Origin of the sequence: Dyella thiooxydans, from assembly GCF_001641285.1 — a bacterium.
GTDB lineage: Bacteria > Pseudomonadota > Gammaproteobacteria > Xanthomonadales > Rhodanobacteraceae > Dyella_A > Dyella_A thiooxydans.
This window is the reverse complement of sequence record NZ_CP014841.1, coordinates 2901790-2916791: the sequence shown is the minus strand read 5'-3', so window position 1 is coordinate 2916791 and position 15002 is coordinate 2901790. Positions and strand designations below refer to the sequence as shown.

Sequence of the window (15002 nt, the reverse complement as noted above, 5' to 3'; positions counted from 1 at the left end):
GGCGGCCGGAGCCAGACCTCAAGCATACCGCGTTCAGGCCTGCGCGGATTCCGCGTCGGCAGGTTCATCGGTGGCCGGGGCATCGCGTGGCGCCGCCAGCACCCGCGGCACGTCGGCGCCGACATGGACCATGCGCCCATTGACCTGCGCACCCGCCGCCATTTCCAGCAGCCGATAGTGCACGTCGCCTGTGATGCAGGTCTGCGCGGCCAGCTCGAGGCGCGCGTCGCTGAGCACATTGCCGTCGATACGGCCGTTGATCACGGCGTGCGGCACGCGAACCTCGCCGATCACCTGGCCGTGCTCGCTCACCGTCAGCACCGCGTCGTCGGTTTCGGCGACGATCGCTCCTTCGATGCAGCCGTCCAGATGCAGGGCGCCGGTAAAGTACAGATCACCACGAATAGTGGTTCCTCGCGCGACCAGGCTGGTCTCATGGCTGGGCGATTCGCGCCCGGCGCGTTTACGGTTGAGCATCGCTGTCCCCTCGGGTGCTGGTAATGGTGCCGTTCAGTGCGTCGCCCCATGCCACGGCCCGGTCAGCGGTCGCGCCCTGATCGGGAGCGGCATGGATACGCAGGCGAGTCGGCCGGAAGCCTGCCGGAAGTACGAACGTGGCGTGCAGTTGCTGGAAGTACCGGAACTTGAAGGGTAACCCGTCCTTCTGCGCGTTATCGCCAAGTGCATCCCAGCTCAACTGCTGGACCTGGTTGTCGCTCAACCCTTCCACGGTGATGGTGACCTTGCCGCCGATCTCGTCGCCGCGGCGCACGTTCTGGGTCAGGCTCAGCGTGACGTTCCACGCGTTCGACTGCGCCACCGGCTGCACCCGCACTTCCTGGATGCGCAGGCCCTGTCGCTGGCTGTCACCGCCGACCAGGCGGGAGTAGAACCCGAGGTCGGCGCGCAGTCCGCTGATCTGCTCCTCGCGCTCGGTCATCGAGCGCTGCAATGAGCGCATCGCCACATCAGCCACCTGCTGCGATCGCCGGAGGTCGGCCACCTGCTGCTTGAGCTTCTCGTTCTCCGCCTGCAGTTGCTTGACCACTGCGCGGTTGCCGTGCGGCAGCGGAAGCTGCACGGGCGACTGTCCAAGCCAGAATGCGAGAGCGCCCGCGAGCACGAGGCTGACCGGCCAGGCCACGAGCAGCCAGCGCCGGCGCGCCCGCTGCCGGGCGGCGTCGTGCGTCTGCACGACCAGTCGCGGTGGGGGTCGAGGCGGCATGCAGTCCCTCCCAGGCAAAGGGGAGGGTATAGCCGTCAGGCGCTCGAAGCGTCAAGGAAGCCGCGTCGAAGCTGCTTGCGCCGCCGCATCTGCAGGGCGCGCCGAGGTGGATGCTTCAGGCGGCGGCGCACCCTTTGCCCGGGCCGTGCGAGTCGCGAACCGGCGGTGCACCGATCTGCATGCTGAGCAGGCTCTCGACCAGCGGCGCGAACTGGCGCAGAGCGCGCTCGTATACGCCCCGCTTGAAGTTGACCACGTGGGCGGCGGGGTACCAGAAATCGACCCAGCGCCAGAGGTCGAACTCGGGTTTGTCGCAGGCATCGAGCTTGAGCGCATCTTCGCCGCCGACCAGTCGCAGCAGGAACCAGACCTGCTTCTGGCCGATACAGGTCGGTCGCTGGTGATGCCTCACGTAACGATGGGGGAGGCGGTAGCGCAGCCAGCCGCGGGTGGAGCCCACCACTTCGACGTGCTCGGGCGCCAGGCCGGTCTCCTCCTGCAACTCGCGGTACATCGCCTCGAGCGGGGTTTCGTCGCTGCGCATGCCGCCCTGTGGAAACTGCCAGCCGTCGCGGTTGACGCGGCGCGCCCAGAACAGCCGGCCATCGCCGTTCAACAGCACGATGCCCACGTTCGGACGATAGCCATCCACATCGATCATGTCGTCTCCTGAAAACGGCCATGAGCCACTGCGCAATGGCTGCAGGGGGTGGCGTTTCCGGGATTGATTCAACCACAGCGCAGAAACAGGCAGCAAGCCGAGACTTGAATGGTGGTCGTCTGGCCTTTAAACTGCCGCGCCCCGCTGAAGCGAACCGGCTCGGCGGAGGCGTCACCCGTGGCTATGTAGCTCAGCCGGTTAGAGCACAGCACTCATAATGCTGGGGTCGGTGGTTCGAGTCCACCCATAGCCACCACTTCTACCGCGCCGATCTTGCCGGCCTTCGGCAACGACTCCCACCCGGCGACGCATCATGCATATCTTCAAGGTTTTCCAGCTCGAGGCGGCGCATCGCCTGCCCAACGTGCCGCCCGGCCACAAGTGCTCGAGGCTGCATGGGCATTCGTTCCGCATCGAAATCCATGTCGAGGGCGAGCCCGATCCTCAGCTCGGCTGGGTCATGGACTTCGCCGACATCAAGGCGGCGTTCGCCCCGCTCTACGACCAGCTCGACCACCACTACCTCAACGACATCGAGGGTCTGGAGAATCCGACCAGCGAGATGCTGGCGCGCTGGATCTGGCAACGGCTCGGCCCTCGGCTGCCCGGGCTCGACCGGGTGGTGGTGCATGAGACGTGTACGTCCGGCGCGAGCTGCTCGTCGAGCAGTTTTTGATGCGTCGCGGCAGGTCGCGGAATTGCAACAAGATCCCGTTTTTCATGAAATTTTCATGAACGTATCGGGCTGAAGCAAAAAATATATTGCACTGCAACAAAAGGCTTGCTAAGGTAGCCCCACTACCAGCCACCCCACCGAGGGGAGATTGCCATGAATCAGCAGTTCACCAGCCAGGCGTTCAGCTACGCCAAGCAGTTCTCCGACAACGCGTTCAAGGTCCATGCCCTTGCGGTGAAGGGGATCGAGACGGTTGCCAGCCTCCAGTTCAAGACCTTCGAGAAGCAGGCGAAGATCTCCGCCGACTTCCTTGCCGAGGCGATGGAAGTGCGCGACGTCGACGGCTTCCGCTCGCTGTGGGAAAAGGGCGCCAGCCTGGGTCGCGACAACGCCGAGCGTGCGGTGTCGGTCGGACAGGAGATCTTCGCGGTGACGCAGAAGACCGCCGAGTCGATCGGTGCGGTGATGCAGGAACAGCAGCAGGCTGCCAACGAAGCGGTCGCCGCTCCGGTCGCCGCCGCCAAAAAGGCTGCTGCCAAGTAAGCCACCGGGGCGCCTGGCGTCCATGGTCAAAGGGTCGGACTTCGGTCCGGCCCTTTTTTGTTGTCCCCGGCTCGCAACACCGACCGCGACGCCGCCGCGGCACCTGCCAACGCCGGCGCAAGAGCTTGTCGCTCGATCCGGGCCACTGCTACAATCATACGGATAGGATCGTGGCTTCTCGCAGGATCAGTACCCTTTCTGGTATGGGCCGCGCGGGGAGTGCAGGTGCTCAACAGTCTAGACTCCGGTCGGCGTGTCGCTTCGCGAATTGTCGTGCTGCAGCTTGGCGTGGCAATGGCCGCGGGACTCGTCTTCCTGCTGCGGGGGCCTCGAGAGGCCTTGGCTGCGGCACTGGGAGCGGGAGTCGTGGCGCTGGGAACGGCGCTGCTGTCGATGCGCGCATTCGCGAAGCTTGGCCCGGGCGGTGCAACGCTGGGCAGGTTGCTGTCGGGAATGATCCTGAAGTGGATCGCGATCCTGGGAGGGCTGTTCGTGATCCTCATCCAATTCAAGTTGCCGCCGTTGGCCGCCATCGCGGGGCTGATGGTGGCTTATGCGGTCAATCTGCTGGCGTTCAGATTCAAGGGTTGAAACATGGCAAGCGAGCCGCACGGCGGTCTTACCGAATACATCCAGCATCACCTCACGTTTCTGCAGTCATCGCCGAACGGTGGCTTCTGGTCGTTGCACCTGGACTCCATCACCGTTTCGCTGGTCCTCGGCATCCTGGCCTGCGGCTGGTTCTGGATGAAGTCGCGCCGTGCCACCGCCGGCGTCCCCGGCAAGGGTCAGGCGTTCGTCGAGCTCGTGCTGGAGTTCGTCGATGGCCAGGTCAAGGATGTGTTCCACGGCGACCGCCGCTTCCTCGGTCCGCTGGCTTTGACCGTGTTCCTGTGGGTGTTCCTGATGAACGCCATGGATCTGCTGCCGGTCGATCTGCTCCCCTTCATCACCGAGAAGTTCGGTGTCGGCCACTTCCGCGCCGTGCCGACCGCTGACCTCAGCCTGACCTTCGCGATGTCGCTGACGGTGCTGGTACTGGTGATCTTCTACAGTTTCAAGGCCAAGGGCTTCGGCGGCTTCATGCACGAGCTGTTCACCGCGCCGTTCGGCAAGCATCCCTTGCTGTGGATCCCGAACTTCGCCCTGAACATGGTCGAGCTGCTGTCCAAGCCGGTCAGCCTGGCGATGCGACTGTTCGGCAACATGTACGCGGGCGAGCTGGTGTTCATGCTGATCGCCGGCCTGTTCAGCGCGGGCAGCTGGGTGCTGTTCGGCATGGGCGTCGTCGGCTACACGGTGTGGGGTCTGTTCCACATCCTGATCATCTCGATCCAGGCCTTCATCTTCATGGTGCTGACCGTCGTGTACATCTCGATGGCGCACGATCACCACTGATTTCGTTTGACCTTGCTCGCTCTTACGCCTTTCTTTTCTTGAGGAGACCACCGTGGAACATCTCGTTCAGTTTGCACAAATCCAGGGCTTCACCGCGATCGCGCTCGGCCTGATCATCGGTTTCGGCGCGCTGGGTGCCTGTATCGGTATCGGCATCATGGGCTCGAAGTTCCTCGAAGCCGCCGCCCGTCAGCCGGAGCTGGTGCCGCTGCTGCAGGGTCGCATGTTCCTGCTGGCCGGCCTGATCGACGCGGCGTTCCTGATCGGCGTGGCGCTGGCGATGTACTTCGCCGTGGCGAACCCGCTGCTGGGCGCGGTGCTCTCGGCTGCCGGCGCCGGCAAGTAAGTACGCCACTGCGACACCGCCCTGGGGCGGTGTCGCTCTCCTGCAGGGGCGCTTCGGCGCCCGTGCTTGTGAAACCGCACTAACAGGCAAGCAGCGATGGATATCAACGCCACTCTGATTGGCGAAATGCTCTCGTTCGCCATCTTGATCGCCTTCACGGTCAAGTTCATCTGGCCGAACCTCACCAAGGCGATCGAAGAGCGCCAGTTGAAGATTGCCGACGGCCTCAATGCCGCCGAGAAGGCGCGCGCCGAGCTCAAGGACGCCGACGCCAAGGTGGCCGACGAGATCCGCAAGGCGCGTCAGCAGGCCTCCGAGATCATCGACAAGGCGCAGCAGCAGGCCAACCAGATCCTGGACAAGGCCAAGGCCGACGCCGTCGCCGAGATCACCCGCCTGAAGGCGGCTGCGCAGGACGATATCGCCTCGATGGCGCAGCGTGCCCGCGAGGAGTTGCGTGAGCGCGTGGGCGCCCTCGCGGTCCAGGGCGCGAGCAAGATCGTGCAGCGCGAGATCGATCCGGCCGCGCACAAGACCCTGCTCGACCAGCTCGCGACCGAGATCTAAGCGATGGCCCAGGCAATCACTCTCGCCCGTCCCTACGCCCGCGCCGCCTTCGAGCTGGCACATGGCGCGGGTGCGCTGGGCACCTGGTCCGAGGCGCTGGCTTTCGCCGCCGCCGTCGCCCGGGATCCCCAGGTCGCCGGCTTCGGCAACGATCCGCGCGTGCAGCCGGCCCAGCTGGCGGCGCTGCACCTGCCGCAGGGCATGGCGTCCGACAGCCCGTTCGGGCAGTTCCTCGCCGAGATGGCCGAGCATCGCCGCATGGCGCTGCTGCCGGAAGTGGCCGAGCTGTTCGAGGACTACAAGCGCGAGGCCGAGTCGCAGTTGCTGGTGAAGGTGACCAGCGCGATGGCGCTGGACGCGGCCCAGGCCGAGCAGCTGAAGGCCTCGCTGAAGCGCCGCTTCAAGCGCGAGATCGAACTGGAGACCCAGGTCGATCCGTCGCTGCTGGGCGGCGTGGTGATCGATACCGGCAGCGAAGTGATTGACGGCTCCGCTCGCGGACGCCTCGAGAAGCTGGCCAGCGCGCTGGCTCACTGACCCCAGATTCAAAAAACCATCGGGTGCCGCTGACGCGGCGCGAACCCAAGGAAACGACCATGTCCAGCACCACCTTGAACCCGTCCGAGATCAGCGAGCTGATCAAGAACCGCATCGAGCAGTTCAAGCTCGGCGCGGAGGCCCGCAACGAGGGCACGATCATCAGCGTGTCCGACGGCATCGTGCGCATCCACGGCCTGGCCGACGTGATGCAGGGCGAAATGATCGAGCTGCCGGGCAATGCCTACGCCCTGGCCCTCAACCTTGAGCGCGACTCCGTCGGCGCCGTGGTGCTCGGTGAGTACCAGCACCTGAAGGAAGGCGACACCGCCCGCACCACCGGTCGCATCCTCGAGGTGCCGGTCGGTCCGGAGCTGCTGGGTCGCGTGGTGGACGCGCTGGGCAACCCGATCGACGGCAAGGGTCCGATCAACGCCAAGGTCAACGCGCCGATCGAGAAGGTCGCGCCGGGCGTGATCTGGCGCAAGTCGGTCGACCAGCCGGTGCAGACCGGCTACAAGTCGGTTGACTCGATGATCCCGATCGGCCGCGGCCAGCGCGAGCTGATCATCGGCGACCGTCAGACCGGCAAGACCGCGCTGGCGATCGACGCGATCATCAACCAGAAGGATTCGGGCATCTTCTCGATCTACGTCGCGATCGGCCAGAAGCGCTCGTCGATCGCCAACGTGGTGCGCAAGCTGGAAGAGAACGGTGCGCTGGCCAACACCATCGTGGTAGTTGCCTCCGCCTCCGAGTCGGCCGCGCTGCAGTACATCGCGCCGTACGCCGGTTGTGCCATGGGCGAGTACTTCCGCGACCGCGGCCAGGACGCGCTGATCGTGTACGACGATCTGTCCAAGCAGGCCGTGGCCTACCGCCAGATCTCGCTGCTGCTGAAGCGTCCGCCGGGCCGCGAAGCCTACCCGGGTGACGTGTTCTACCTGCACTCGCGTCTGCTCGAGCGCGCCGCGCGCGTCAACGAGGAGTACGTCGAGAAGTTCACCAACGGCGAAGTGAAGGGCAAGACCGGTTCGCTGACCGCGCTGCCGATCATCGAGACCCAGGCCGGCGACGTGTCCGCGTTCGTGCCGACCAACGTGATCTCGATCACCGACGGCCAGATCTTCCTTGAGACCGACCTGTTCAACGCCGGCATCCGCCCGGCCGTGAACGCCGGTATCTCGGTGTCGCGCGTGGGTGGTGCGGCGCAGACCAAGATCGTCAAGAAGCTCTCCGGTGGCGTGAAGCTGGCACTGGCGCAGTTCCGCGAGCTGGCGGCCTTCGCGCAGTTCGCCTCGGACCTCGATCCGGCCACCCGCGCCCAGCTGGACCGCGGCCAGCGCGTGACCGAGCTGATGAAGCAGGCGCAGTACGCGCCGCTGTCGATCGCCGAGCTGGCGCTGTCGGTGTACGCGGCCGAGAAGGGCTACCTCGACGACCTGCCGGTGAACAAGGTGCTGGCGTTCGAGAAGGGCCTGCACGCGTTCTTCCACCAGAACCACGGCGAGCTGATGAAGAAGATCGTCGCCACCGGTGACTGGAACGGCGAGATCGAGGCGACCTTCAAGTCCGCGATGGACGAGTACAAGAAGACCGGTAGCTGGTAATCCGCCCTCCGGCGCGCGCGGTGAAAGCCGCGCGCCCGCGACGGAACACACCCACCGATCACAGCGAGCGAACAGAGCATGGCTAGCGGCCGCGAAATCAAAACCAAGATCAAGAGCACGCAGAACATGCGCAAGGTGACGCGCGCGCTCGAAATGGTCTCGGCCTCGAAGATCCGCAAGGCGCAGGACCTGATGAAGGCCTCGCGTCCGTATGCGCGCCTGATGCGCAAGATGATCGCCCACGTGGCCCAGGCCAGCACGGACTTCAACCACCCGTTCCTGACCGAGCGCGAGAACGTGGCGCGCGTGGCCTACGTGGTGGTTTCGACCGACCGCGGCCTGTGCGGCGGCCTGAACTCCAACCTGTTCCGCCGCCTGTTGCCGGCGATCCAGGAGTGGCAGGCCAAGGGCGTCGCGGTGGATGTCGTTGCGATCGGCCAGAAGGCGGTGCAGTTCTTCCGTCGCATCAAGGGCGTCAACCTGATCGGCAGCGTGACCCACCTGGGCGAGAAGCCGAAGCTGGAGAGCCTGGTCGGCGTGATCAAGGTGGCGATGGACGCCTACACCGAAGGCAAGCTGGACCGCCTGTTCCTGGCCTATAACGACTTCGTCAACACGATGACGCAGAAGCCGACCGTGGACGCGCTGCTGCCACTGCCGCTGGTCGCCACCGAGATGGAAGGCTCGGCCGGCATCGCGCTGTCGCAGACCCACGACTGGGACTACATCTACGAGCCCGACGCGGCCACTGTGCTGGAGCACGTGCTGGGTCGCTACATCGAGTCGGTGGTGTACCAGTCCACGCTGGAGAACCTGGCCAGCGAGCATGCCGCGCGCATGGTGGCGATGAAGAGCGCGTCGGACAACGCGAACAAGGTCATCGGCGATCTGACGCTGGTCTACAACAAGGCCCGCCAGGCTGCGATCACCCAGGAAATCTCGGAGATCGTCGGCGGCGCCGCGGCAGTCTGATCAACGACAAGCATTCACGGCGACGCCCAGCGGCGCCCACACAGACACTTAAGAGATCCATCCGGAGCATTCCATGAGCCAGGGCAAAGTTGTTCAGATCATCGGCGCGGTCATCGACGTGGAGTTTCCGCGCGATCAGGTGCCGCAGGTGTACGACGCACTGAAGATCGACGGCACCGAGATCACGCTGGAAGTGCAGCAGGTGCTGGGTGACGGCATCGTGCGCACCATCGCGCTCGGCTCGACCGACGGCCTGAAGCGTGGCCTGCAGGCCCGCAACACCGGCGAAGGCATCAAGGTGCCGGTCGGCAAGGCGACCCTCGGCCGCATCATGGACGTGCTCGGCAACCCGATCGACGAAGCCGGCCCGATCGGCGAGCAGGACCGCTGGGTGATCCACCGTGAGGCGCCGAGCTACGCCGACCAGGCGGCCGCGACCGACCTGCTGGAAACCGGCATCAAGGTGATCGACCTGGTCTGCCCGTTCGCCAAGGGCGGCAAGGTCGGCCTGTTCGGCGGCGCCGGCGTGGGCAAGACCGTGAACATGATGGAGCTGATCAACAACATCGCGAAGGCGCACTCGGGTCTGTCCGTGTTCGCCGGCGTGGGTGAGCGTACCCGCGAGGGCAACGACTTCTACCACGAGATGAAGGACTCCAACGTTCTGGACAAGGTCGCGATGGTGTACGGCCAGATGAACGAGCCGCCGGGCAACCGTCTGCGCGTGGCGCTGACCGGCCTGACCATGGCCGAGTACTTCCGCGAAGAGAAGGACGCGTCCGGCAAGGGCAAGGACGTGCTGCTGTTCGTCGACAACATCTACCGCTACACCCTGGCCGGTACCGAGGTGTCCGCGCTGCTCGGCCGCATGCCGTCGGCGGTGGGCTACCAGCCGACCCTGGCCGAGGAAATGGGCGTGCTGCAGGAGCGCATCACCTCGACCAAGACCGGCTCGATCACCTCGATCCAGGCCGTGTACGTGCCCGCGGACGATCTGACCGACCCGTCGCCGGCGACCACCTTCGCCCATCTGGACGCGACCGTGGTGCTGAGCCGCAACATCGCCTCGCTGGGTATCTACCCGGCGGTGGATCCGCTGGACTCGACCAGCCGCCAGCTCGATCCGAACGTGATCGGCGCCGAGCACTACGACGTCGCCCGTCGCGTGCAGGGCACCCTGCAGCGCTACAAGGAGCTGAAGGACATCATCGCGATCCTCGGCATGGACGAGCTCTCCGAAGAAGACAAGCAGGCCGTGTCGCGTGCCCGCAAGATCGAGCGCTTCTTCTCGCAGCCGTTCCACGTGGCCGAAGTGTTCACCGGCTCGCCGGGCAAGTACGTGCCGCTGAAGGAAACCATCCGCGGCTTCAAGATGATCGTGGACGGCGACGTCGACCACCTGCCGGAGCAGGCGTTCTACATGGTCGGCGGCATCGACGAGGCAATCAAGAAGGCTGAGGAGATGGGCGCCAAGAAGGCCGCCTGATCCACCGGGGCGGGTGATCCAGTCCGCCCCCAGCCCCACGCATCCGGAAACCTCCCATGAGCCACACCATCCGCGTCGACGTCGTCAGTGCCGAAGCCGAGATCTACTCGGGCGAGGCGACGATGGTCGTTGCCACCGGCGAGCTGGGCGAGCTGGGCATCACCCCGCGCCACGCCCCGCTGATCACCCGCCTCAAGCCCGGCAAGGTCGTCGTGACCGAGGCCAGCGGCGAGAAGGTGGACATCTCCATCACCGGCGGCGGCATCCTCGAAGTGCAGCCGCAGGTGGTGACCGTGCTGGCCGACAGCGCGATCCGTTCGGCCGACATCGACGAGCAGGCTGCGCTGGAAGCGAAGCGGCGCGCCGAGGAAGCCCTGGCCAACCGCACCGACGCGATGGAAATCGCCGAGGCGCAGGCCAAGCTGGCCGCGGCGATCACCCAGCTGCAGGCGCTCGAGCGCCTGCGCCGCACGCTCAAGCACTGATCCACGCCTCCCCGGAGGCCGCTGATCCACAACGCCGGCCTCGCGCCGGCGTTTTCGCATCCGCGTGTCGCCAGCGGGTCGGATCGGGCACAAGCGGCTGATATTCTTGCGGCCTTGCCCACGTACCAGGTGATCCATGGAAGCCACCGCCCTGCATGTCATCGTCCTCGCCGCCGGCGAAGGCAAGCGCATGAAGTCCAAGCGCGCCAAGGTCCTGATGCCGGTCGCCGGCCGGCCGCTGCTCGGCCACGTGCTGGCCACCGCGCGGGCGCTGGGCCCGACCGCGATCCACGTGGTCTACGGCCACGGCGGCGAGCAGGTGCGCGAAGCGTTCGCCGCCGATGCGGACCTGGGCTGGGTGCTGCAGGCCGAGCGGCTGGGTACCGGCCATGCCGTGGCGCAAGCACTGGTGCAGGTGCCGGACGATGCCCGGGTGCTGGTGCTGTACGGCGATGTGCCGTTGACCCGTGCCGACACCCTGCGCCCGCTGGTGACGGCCGAGGGCCTCGCCCTGCTCACCACCCGCCTGGCCGACCCATTCGGATACGGCCGCGTGCTTTGCGACGAGGCTGCGCGCGTGATCGCGGTGGTCGAGGAGAAGGACGCGAGCCCCGAAGAGCGCGCGGTGAACCTGGTGAATACCGGTATCGTGGCCGCCGATGCGTCGTCGCTGCGGGGCTGGATCGGCCGGCTCGGGCGCGACAACGCGCAGGGCGAGTATTACCTCACCGATATCTTCGCGATGGCGGCAGCGGAGCATCGCCCGGCGCGGTCGGTGGAGTGCGCGGACCCGGTGGAAGCGGCCGGTGCCAACAACCCGTTGCAGCTGGCCGAGCTGGAAGCCCAGTACCGCCGTCGCCGCGCCGGGGAGCTGATGCTCGCGGGTGTGCGTCTGGCCGATCCGCTTCGCATCGACGTGCGCGGGACCGTGGAGGCCGGCAGCGACGTGGAGATCGATGTCGACGTGATCCTCGAAGGTGAGGTGGTGCTCGGCGACGATGTCCGCATCGGCCCGTTCTCCCGCGTGCACAACACGCGTCTGGCGAGCGGTACCGTGGTGCTGGCCCACTGCGACCTTGATGGCCTGGTGACGCATGGCCCCTGCACGATCGGCCCGTTCGCCCGCCTGCGTCCGGGTGCGGAGCTGGCGCCCGGCGTGCACGTGGGCAACTTCGTCGAGATCAAGAAGGCGACGCTGGGCATCGGCAGCAAGGCGAACCACCTGAGCTACATCGGCGACGCCGAGATCGGTGCGGGCGTGAACATCGGCGCCGGCACCATCACCTGCAACTACGACGGCGTGAACAAGCACCTGACCCGCATCGGAGACGGCGCTTTCATCGGCTCGAACAGTGCGTTGGTGGCGCCGGTCAGCGTGGGTGCCAACGCCACCATCGGCGCCGGTTCGGTGATCACCAAGGATGCGCCGGCGGATGAGCTCACGGTGGCGCGCGGCCGCCAGCTCACCTTGTCCGGCTGGCAGCGCCCGACCCGGCAGACGAAGTGACGCCGGCGCGGGAGCCGCGTGACGCTCAGGCGTAGCGCCAGCCGTCCACCTCGACCAGCAGTTCGCGCCGGCACACCTCCCCGTGCAGCAGCAGTGCCGGCACAGCGGGCAAGTGCTGGCGGAAGAAGTCCCGCACGGCCCGGGCGTCGCCCGGACGCCGGACGTAGGCCTTCAACGGCGAGTGGGTATCGAAGCCCGCCGGCATGCCGGCGGCGGCCAGCAGTGCTTCGAGGTTGGCGAGCGTTTCCGCCAATTGCGCGGGCAGATCCCCTTGGTGTGCCGAGGCATGCCCGATCACCGCGGCGGTGCCGGAGATCGCCAGGGCATCGCCGGCCGGCAGCCGTACCGCCCGCGCGAAGCTGGGAGGGGTCGGCCCGTACTGGCGTGGGTAACGCCAGGCGCTCACCTGGCGGGGATTCTCCACCCGGGCGCCGGGTTGCGAGCTGGCCAGCAGGTAGACCTGCAGGCGCCCGTTGCAGCCCGGGCTGCCGATAGCCGTCGCCGCGGGAAAGCCACCGACGAACGCCGCGCCCATCCCTCGTGCGCGACCGCTGCAGAAGCGCTTGTAACGTTCGCCGTCGCCATCGCCCTGGTTGATGTCGGGCAGGTAGTTCCAGACCCGCAGCACCTGTGATTCGTCCTGCCCGACGAGGAATTGCGCCAGCTGCCGATACGCTTCCGCTGCGCACGTCTCGATGCCGCCGCTCGCCGACTCATCAAGGCTCACCGAGGCGAACAGCCAGCCACCGCCGCGCGACCAGCGGATATCGCCGGTCTGGCCGCAGCCCACCGGCCCGTCCACCTCCCAGCACTCCAGCGGAGCGGGAGCATCGAACGGTTCGAGCGGCAGCCGCAGCCAGCGCGGATCGTCGGTCTCCTCCCGGCCGGCGCCAAAGCCGATGACCGCGAGCATGCCGGGTTCGGCCAGCGCCTGCGCGGCGTCCACGTTGCGGTACGACACCCGTGGCGCGCGGCAGACCATCGCTCGCGCGACTGCGCCTTCACATCCCTGAACCATGCGATCTACCGGGAACGACGAGGGCCCCATGGTACACTCCCGACCCGCTGCCACCGGGGGGAGGCGCGGCTTTTTGGGTACGGATCCGAGCATGGCAGAGCAGACCGCCGCACAACACGAACTGGCCACCCTGGTGGTCGAGAGCCTGAATCTCGAAACCGTCACCCCCGAGCAGATCGATCCCGACGCGCCGTTGTTCGGTGGCGAGCTCGGGCTCGATTCGATCGATGCGCTGGAGATTTCCCTGGCGGTGTCCAAGCGCTACGGATTCCAGCTGCGCTCGGACAATCCGGACAACCGGCAGATTTTTTCCAGCCTGCGGACGCTGTCGGACTACATCGAACAGCAACGCGCCCACTGAGCGGCTGCCGAGGCGCCGCAGCCGCCCGCGCGCGATCGCGCTCCGGCCAATGAGCGAGGCCAGCATGTCCGCAGTTCCGGCCCGAGGGGGAAAGCTCATGTTCCGACGCTCCCGGACGCGGCGGTCCGGCGATGTGATGCGTCCCCCTGCCCACACGTCGACGGTGGCTCGATGATCCGGATCGAGGGCGTGGCATGGCCGCCCAGCCAACACACCCCGGGCCACCTGCCAGGTGGCACCCTGCGCGGGGTGGAAGCCCCGCCGGCATGCAGCCTGTCGCCGCTCGAACGCTGCGTGGGCGGGCGCGCATGAGCACGTTCGCCCTCCCGTTTCGGGTGCCGATCGAGCATCCGTCCCTTCCCGGCCACTTCCCGGGCGCGCCGCTGGTGCCCGGGGTCGTCATGCTCGAGGCGGTCGCCAGTGCGCTGCGGGCATGGCGTGGCGAGCGGCTGGCGCGAATCGCCGAGGCCAAGTTCGCCGCTCCACTGCTGCCGGGCGAGGACGCCGAGGTAAGACTCAGCGAATCGGCTGGCCGCCTGCGCTTCGAGATCCGTCGCGGCGACGAGCTGCTGGCGCGCGGCGTGATCGAGGGGGCCGCGGCGTGAGCGGGCACTGGCAGAGCCGTCCGGAGGGGGGCGGGCATTTCGCGCTTTGGCTGATCCGCAGCATCGCGCTGGTCTGCGGGCGAACGCTCGCGCGTTTGTCGCTGTATCCGATCACTGCCTATTTCTACCTGCGTCGCGCACCCGAGCGACAGGCGTCGAAGCAGTACCTCGCGCGGGTCCTCGGCCGACCGCCGACCCGGCGCGAAGTGTTCGACCACCTGTGGTGCTTCGCTGCGATCACCCTGGACCGCGTCTACCTGCTGGCGCGCGGCGACGACGATTTCGTGGTCGAGACCGACGGGCTCGACCTGCTGGATGCACACATCGCCAAGCGGCAGGGTGTGTTGCTGATCGGTTCGCACCTGGGCAGTTTCGAGGCGCTGCGTGCGCTGAGCACGCGCCGGCCGGAAGTCTCTCTGCGCGTCGTGCTGGACAAGCAGAAGACCCCGGCGATGACCGCCCTGCTCGAGGCGCTGGCTCCGGAGATCGGTGCCGGGGTGATCGACGCTTCGCGGGACGGCACCTCGATCACCCTGGCGATGGCGGAGGCCTGCCAGGCCGGCTCGCTGGTCGCACTGCTGGCCGATCGTGGGCGCGAGCACGAGGCCCTGCACCACGTGCCGTTCCTCGGACGGCCGGCACCGTTTCCGGTGGGGCCGTGGCTGCTCGCGCATGCGTTGCAGGTGCCGGTGATGTTGTGCTTCGGCCTGTACCTGGGTGGCAACCGCTATCGGCTGATATTCGAGCCGGTGGCCGAGCGCGTGTCGATTCCGCGCGCCGAGCGGGCCGCGGCACTGGACGCGCTCATCGCGCATTACGCCCTGCGGCTGGAACATTACGCGCGAATCGCGCCGACCAACTGGTTCAACTTCTATGACTTCTGGCAGCAAGATCTGCGCGCTCCCGCTGGCGCGGGGCCTGCCGACGCGGGCCGCCGCGTCGACGCCTGACGCGAGTGCGGCCGGTGCTGCCTTCGCCAGCCGTGCCGCGCCGGCGCGTGACCCT

Annotated in this window: 19 protein-coding genes and 1 tRNA gene; 16 read left to right on the top strand and 4 right to left on the bottom strand. The window is 67.0% G+C overall.

The window, feature by feature from the left end; genetic code table 11:
- Positions 1–33 precede the first annotated feature (33 nt).
- The 3 genes from ATSB10_RS13280 to ATSB10_RS13270 form a co-directional block, all read right to left on the bottom strand.
- The gene (locus ATSB10_RS13280; RefSeq protein WP_063673254.1) at positions 34–477 is read right to left on the bottom strand and encodes a bactofilin family protein; all 444 of its coding nucleotides are present in this window, start codon (positions 475–477) and stop codon (positions 34–36) included.
- On the bottom strand, positions 464–1195 hold the full coding sequence (locus ATSB10_RS13275; protein ID WP_335645869.1) for a DUF6776 family protein: 732 nt from the start codon (positions 1193–1195) through the stop codon (positions 464–466). The genes ATSB10_RS13280 and ATSB10_RS13275 overlap by 14 nt, the downstream gene beginning before the upstream one ends.
- Positions 1196–1340: 145 nt before the next feature.
- The gene (locus ATSB10_RS13270) at positions 1341–1886 is read right to left on the bottom strand and encodes an RNA pyrophosphohydrolase (RefSeq protein ID WP_063673252.1); all 546 of its coding nucleotides are present in this window, start codon (positions 1884–1886) and stop codon (positions 1341–1343) included.
- A 179-nt stretch (positions 1887–2065) separates the two neighbouring features.
- Here ATSB10_RS13270 and ATSB10_RS13265 point away from each other — a divergent pair.
- The 13 genes from ATSB10_RS13265 (at position 2066) to glmU (ending at position 12013) form a co-directional block, all read left to right on the top strand.
- A tRNA-Met gene (locus ATSB10_RS13265) sits at positions 2066–2142 on the top strand.
- A 57-nt stretch (positions 2143–2199) separates the two neighbouring features.
- Complete coding sequence (queD, locus tag ATSB10_RS13260) at positions 2200–2562, top strand: 6-carboxytetrahydropterin synthase QueD (RefSeq protein ID WP_063673251.1); 363 nt, start codon at positions 2200–2202, stop codon at positions 2560–2562.
- A 153-nt stretch (positions 2563–2715) separates the two neighbouring features.
- Complete coding sequence (locus tag ATSB10_RS13255) at positions 2716–3105, top strand: phasin family protein (RefSeq protein WP_063673250.1); 390 nt, start codon at positions 2716–2718, stop codon at positions 3103–3105.
- Positions 3106–3471: 366 nt separating this feature from the next.
- A complete protein-coding gene (locus tag ATSB10_RS19735) occupies positions 3472–3696 on the top strand; it encodes a hypothetical protein (RefSeq protein WP_236886424.1) in 225 nt (74 codons plus the stop codon).
- A gap of 3 nt (positions 3697–3699) precedes the next feature.
- On the top strand, positions 3700–4503 hold the full coding sequence (gene atpB, locus ATSB10_RS13245; protein WP_063673249.1) for a F0F1 ATP synthase subunit A: 804 nt from the start codon (positions 3700–3702) through the stop codon (positions 4501–4503).
- A gap of 52 nt (positions 4504–4555) precedes the next feature.
- Entirely contained in the window at positions 4556–4849 is a 294-nt protein-coding gene (atpE, locus tag ATSB10_RS13240) for a F0F1 ATP synthase subunit C (RefSeq protein ID WP_063673248.1), read from the top strand.
- Positions 4850–4945: 96 nt separating this feature from the next.
- On the top strand, positions 4946–5416 hold the full coding sequence (locus ATSB10_RS13235) for a F0F1 ATP synthase subunit B (protein ID WP_063673247.1): 471 nt from the start codon (positions 4946–4948) through the stop codon (positions 5414–5416).
- Positions 5417–5419: 3 nt separating this feature from the next.
- Positions 5420–5953 (top strand): F0F1 ATP synthase subunit delta, encoded by a 534-nt coding sequence (locus ATSB10_RS13230; RefSeq protein WP_063673246.1) that lies wholly within the window; start codon positions 5420–5422, stop codon positions 5951–5953.
- 59 nt (positions 5954–6012) lie between these two features.
- Positions 6013–7563, top strand: coding sequence for a F0F1 ATP synthase subunit alpha (gene atpA, locus ATSB10_RS13225; RefSeq protein WP_063673245.1), 1551 nt, complete (start codon positions 6013–6015; stop codon positions 7561–7563).
- Positions 7564–7641: 78 nt separating this feature from the next.
- On the top strand, positions 7642–8535 hold the full coding sequence (gene atpG / locus ATSB10_RS13220) for a F0F1 ATP synthase subunit gamma (protein ID WP_063673244.1): 894 nt from the start codon (positions 7642–7644) through the stop codon (positions 8533–8535).
- 73 nt (positions 8536–8608) lie between these two features.
- Positions 8609–10021, top strand: coding sequence for a F0F1 ATP synthase subunit beta (gene atpD, locus ATSB10_RS13215; protein WP_063673243.1), 1413 nt, complete (start codon positions 8609–8611; stop codon positions 10019–10021).
- Between the two features lie 56 nt (positions 10022–10077).
- Positions 10078–10506 carry a F0F1 ATP synthase subunit epsilon gene (locus ATSB10_RS13210; RefSeq protein WP_063673242.1) on the top strand — a complete coding sequence of 143 codons (429 nt, stop codon included), beginning with the start codon at positions 10078–10080 and terminating at the stop codon, positions 10504–10506.
- A gap of 136 nt (positions 10507–10642) precedes the next feature.
- Complete coding sequence (gene glmU / locus ATSB10_RS13205) at positions 10643–12013, top strand: bifunctional UDP-N-acetylglucosamine diphosphorylase/glucosamine-1-phosphate N-acetyltransferase GlmU (RefSeq protein WP_063673241.1); 1371 nt, start codon at positions 10643–10645, stop codon at positions 12011–12013.
- Positions 12014–12038: 25 nt separating this feature from the next.
- On the opposite strand, the gene ATSB10_RS13200 is transcribed toward glmU, so the two are convergent.
- Positions 12039–13031, bottom strand: a complete 993-nt coding sequence (locus ATSB10_RS13200; protein WP_063673240.1) for a chorismate transformation FkbO/Hyg5 family protein — start codon at positions 13029–13031, stop codon at positions 12039–12041.
- 91 nt (positions 13032–13122) lie between these two features.
- Here ATSB10_RS13200 and ATSB10_RS13195 point away from each other — a divergent pair, with 91 nt between their 5' ends.
- From ATSB10_RS13195 to ATSB10_RS13185, 3 genes are all read left to right on the top strand, one after another.
- Positions 13123–13392, top strand: coding sequence for a phosphopantetheine-binding protein (locus ATSB10_RS13195; protein WP_017461914.1), 270 nt, complete (start codon positions 13123–13125; stop codon positions 13390–13392).
- Positions 13393–13700: 308 nt separating this feature from the next.
- Positions 13701–13997: an ApeI family dehydratase gene (locus ATSB10_RS13190; RefSeq protein ID WP_063673239.1), complete on the top strand. Its 297-nt coding sequence runs from the start codon at positions 13701–13703 to the stop codon at positions 13995–13997.
- A complete protein-coding gene (locus tag ATSB10_RS13185; RefSeq protein WP_063673238.1) occupies positions 13994–14947 on the top strand; it encodes a lysophospholipid acyltransferase family protein in 954 nt (317 codons plus the stop codon). Before ATSB10_RS13190 ends, ATSB10_RS13185 begins: the two co-directional genes overlap by 4 nt.
- The last annotated feature ends 55 nt before the right edge of the window (positions 14948–15002 follow it).

Excerpts from the sequence above, each read along its gene's own strand:
- ATSB10_RS13255 (WP_063673250.1), top strand. The coding sequence starts at position 2,716 with ATGAATCAGCAGTTCACCAGCCAGGCGTTCAGCTACGCCAAGCAGTTC.
- ATSB10_RS13190 (WP_063673239.1), top strand. The coding sequence starts at position 13,701 with ATGAGCACGTTCGCCCTCCCGTTTCGGGTGCCGATCGAGCATCCGTCC.
- ATSB10_RS13280 (WP_063673254.1), bottom strand. The coding sequence starts at position 477 with ATGCTCAACCGTAAACGCGCCGGGCGCGAATCGCCCAGCCATGAGACC.
- ATSB10_RS13195 (WP_017461914.1), top strand. The coding sequence starts at position 13,123 with ATGGCAGAGCAGACCGCCGCACAACACGAACTGGCCACCCTGGTGGTC.
- ATSB10_RS13230 (WP_063673246.1), top strand. The coding sequence starts at position 5,420 with ATGGCCCAGGCAATCACTCTCGCCCGTCCCTACGCCCGCGCCGCCTTC.
- ATSB10_RS13270 (WP_063673252.1), bottom strand. The coding sequence starts at position 1,886 with ATGATCGATGTGGATGGCTATCGTCCGAACGTGGGCATCGTGCTGTTG.
- ATSB10_RS13200 (WP_063673240.1), bottom strand. The coding sequence starts at position 13,031 with ATGGTTCAGGGATGTGAAGGCGCAGTCGCGCGAGCGATGGTCTGCCGC.
- atpD (WP_063673243.1), top strand. The coding sequence starts at position 8,609 with ATGAGCCAGGGCAAAGTTGTTCAGATCATCGGCGCGGTCATCGACGTG.
- atpB (WP_063673249.1), top strand. The coding sequence starts at position 3,700 with ATGGCAAGCGAGCCGCACGGCGGTCTTACCGAATACATCCAGCATCAC.
- atpA (WP_063673245.1), top strand. The coding sequence starts at position 6,013 with ATGTCCAGCACCACCTTGAACCCGTCCGAGATCAGCGAGCTGATCAAG.
- ATSB10_RS13210 (WP_063673242.1), top strand. The coding sequence starts at position 10,078 with ATGAGCCACACCATCCGCGTCGACGTCGTCAGTGCCGAAGCCGAGATC.
- ATSB10_RS13235 (WP_063673247.1), top strand. The coding sequence starts at position 4,946 with ATGGATATCAACGCCACTCTGATTGGCGAAATGCTCTCGTTCGCCATC.
- queD (WP_063673251.1), top strand. The coding sequence starts at position 2,200 with ATGCATATCTTCAAGGTTTTCCAGCTCGAGGCGGCGCATCGCCTGCCC.
- atpG (WP_063673244.1), top strand. The coding sequence starts at position 7,642 with ATGGCTAGCGGCCGCGAAATCAAAACCAAGATCAAGAGCACGCAGAAC.
- glmU (WP_063673241.1), top strand. The coding sequence starts at position 10,643 with ATGGAAGCCACCGCCCTGCATGTCATCGTCCTCGCCGCCGGCGAAGGC.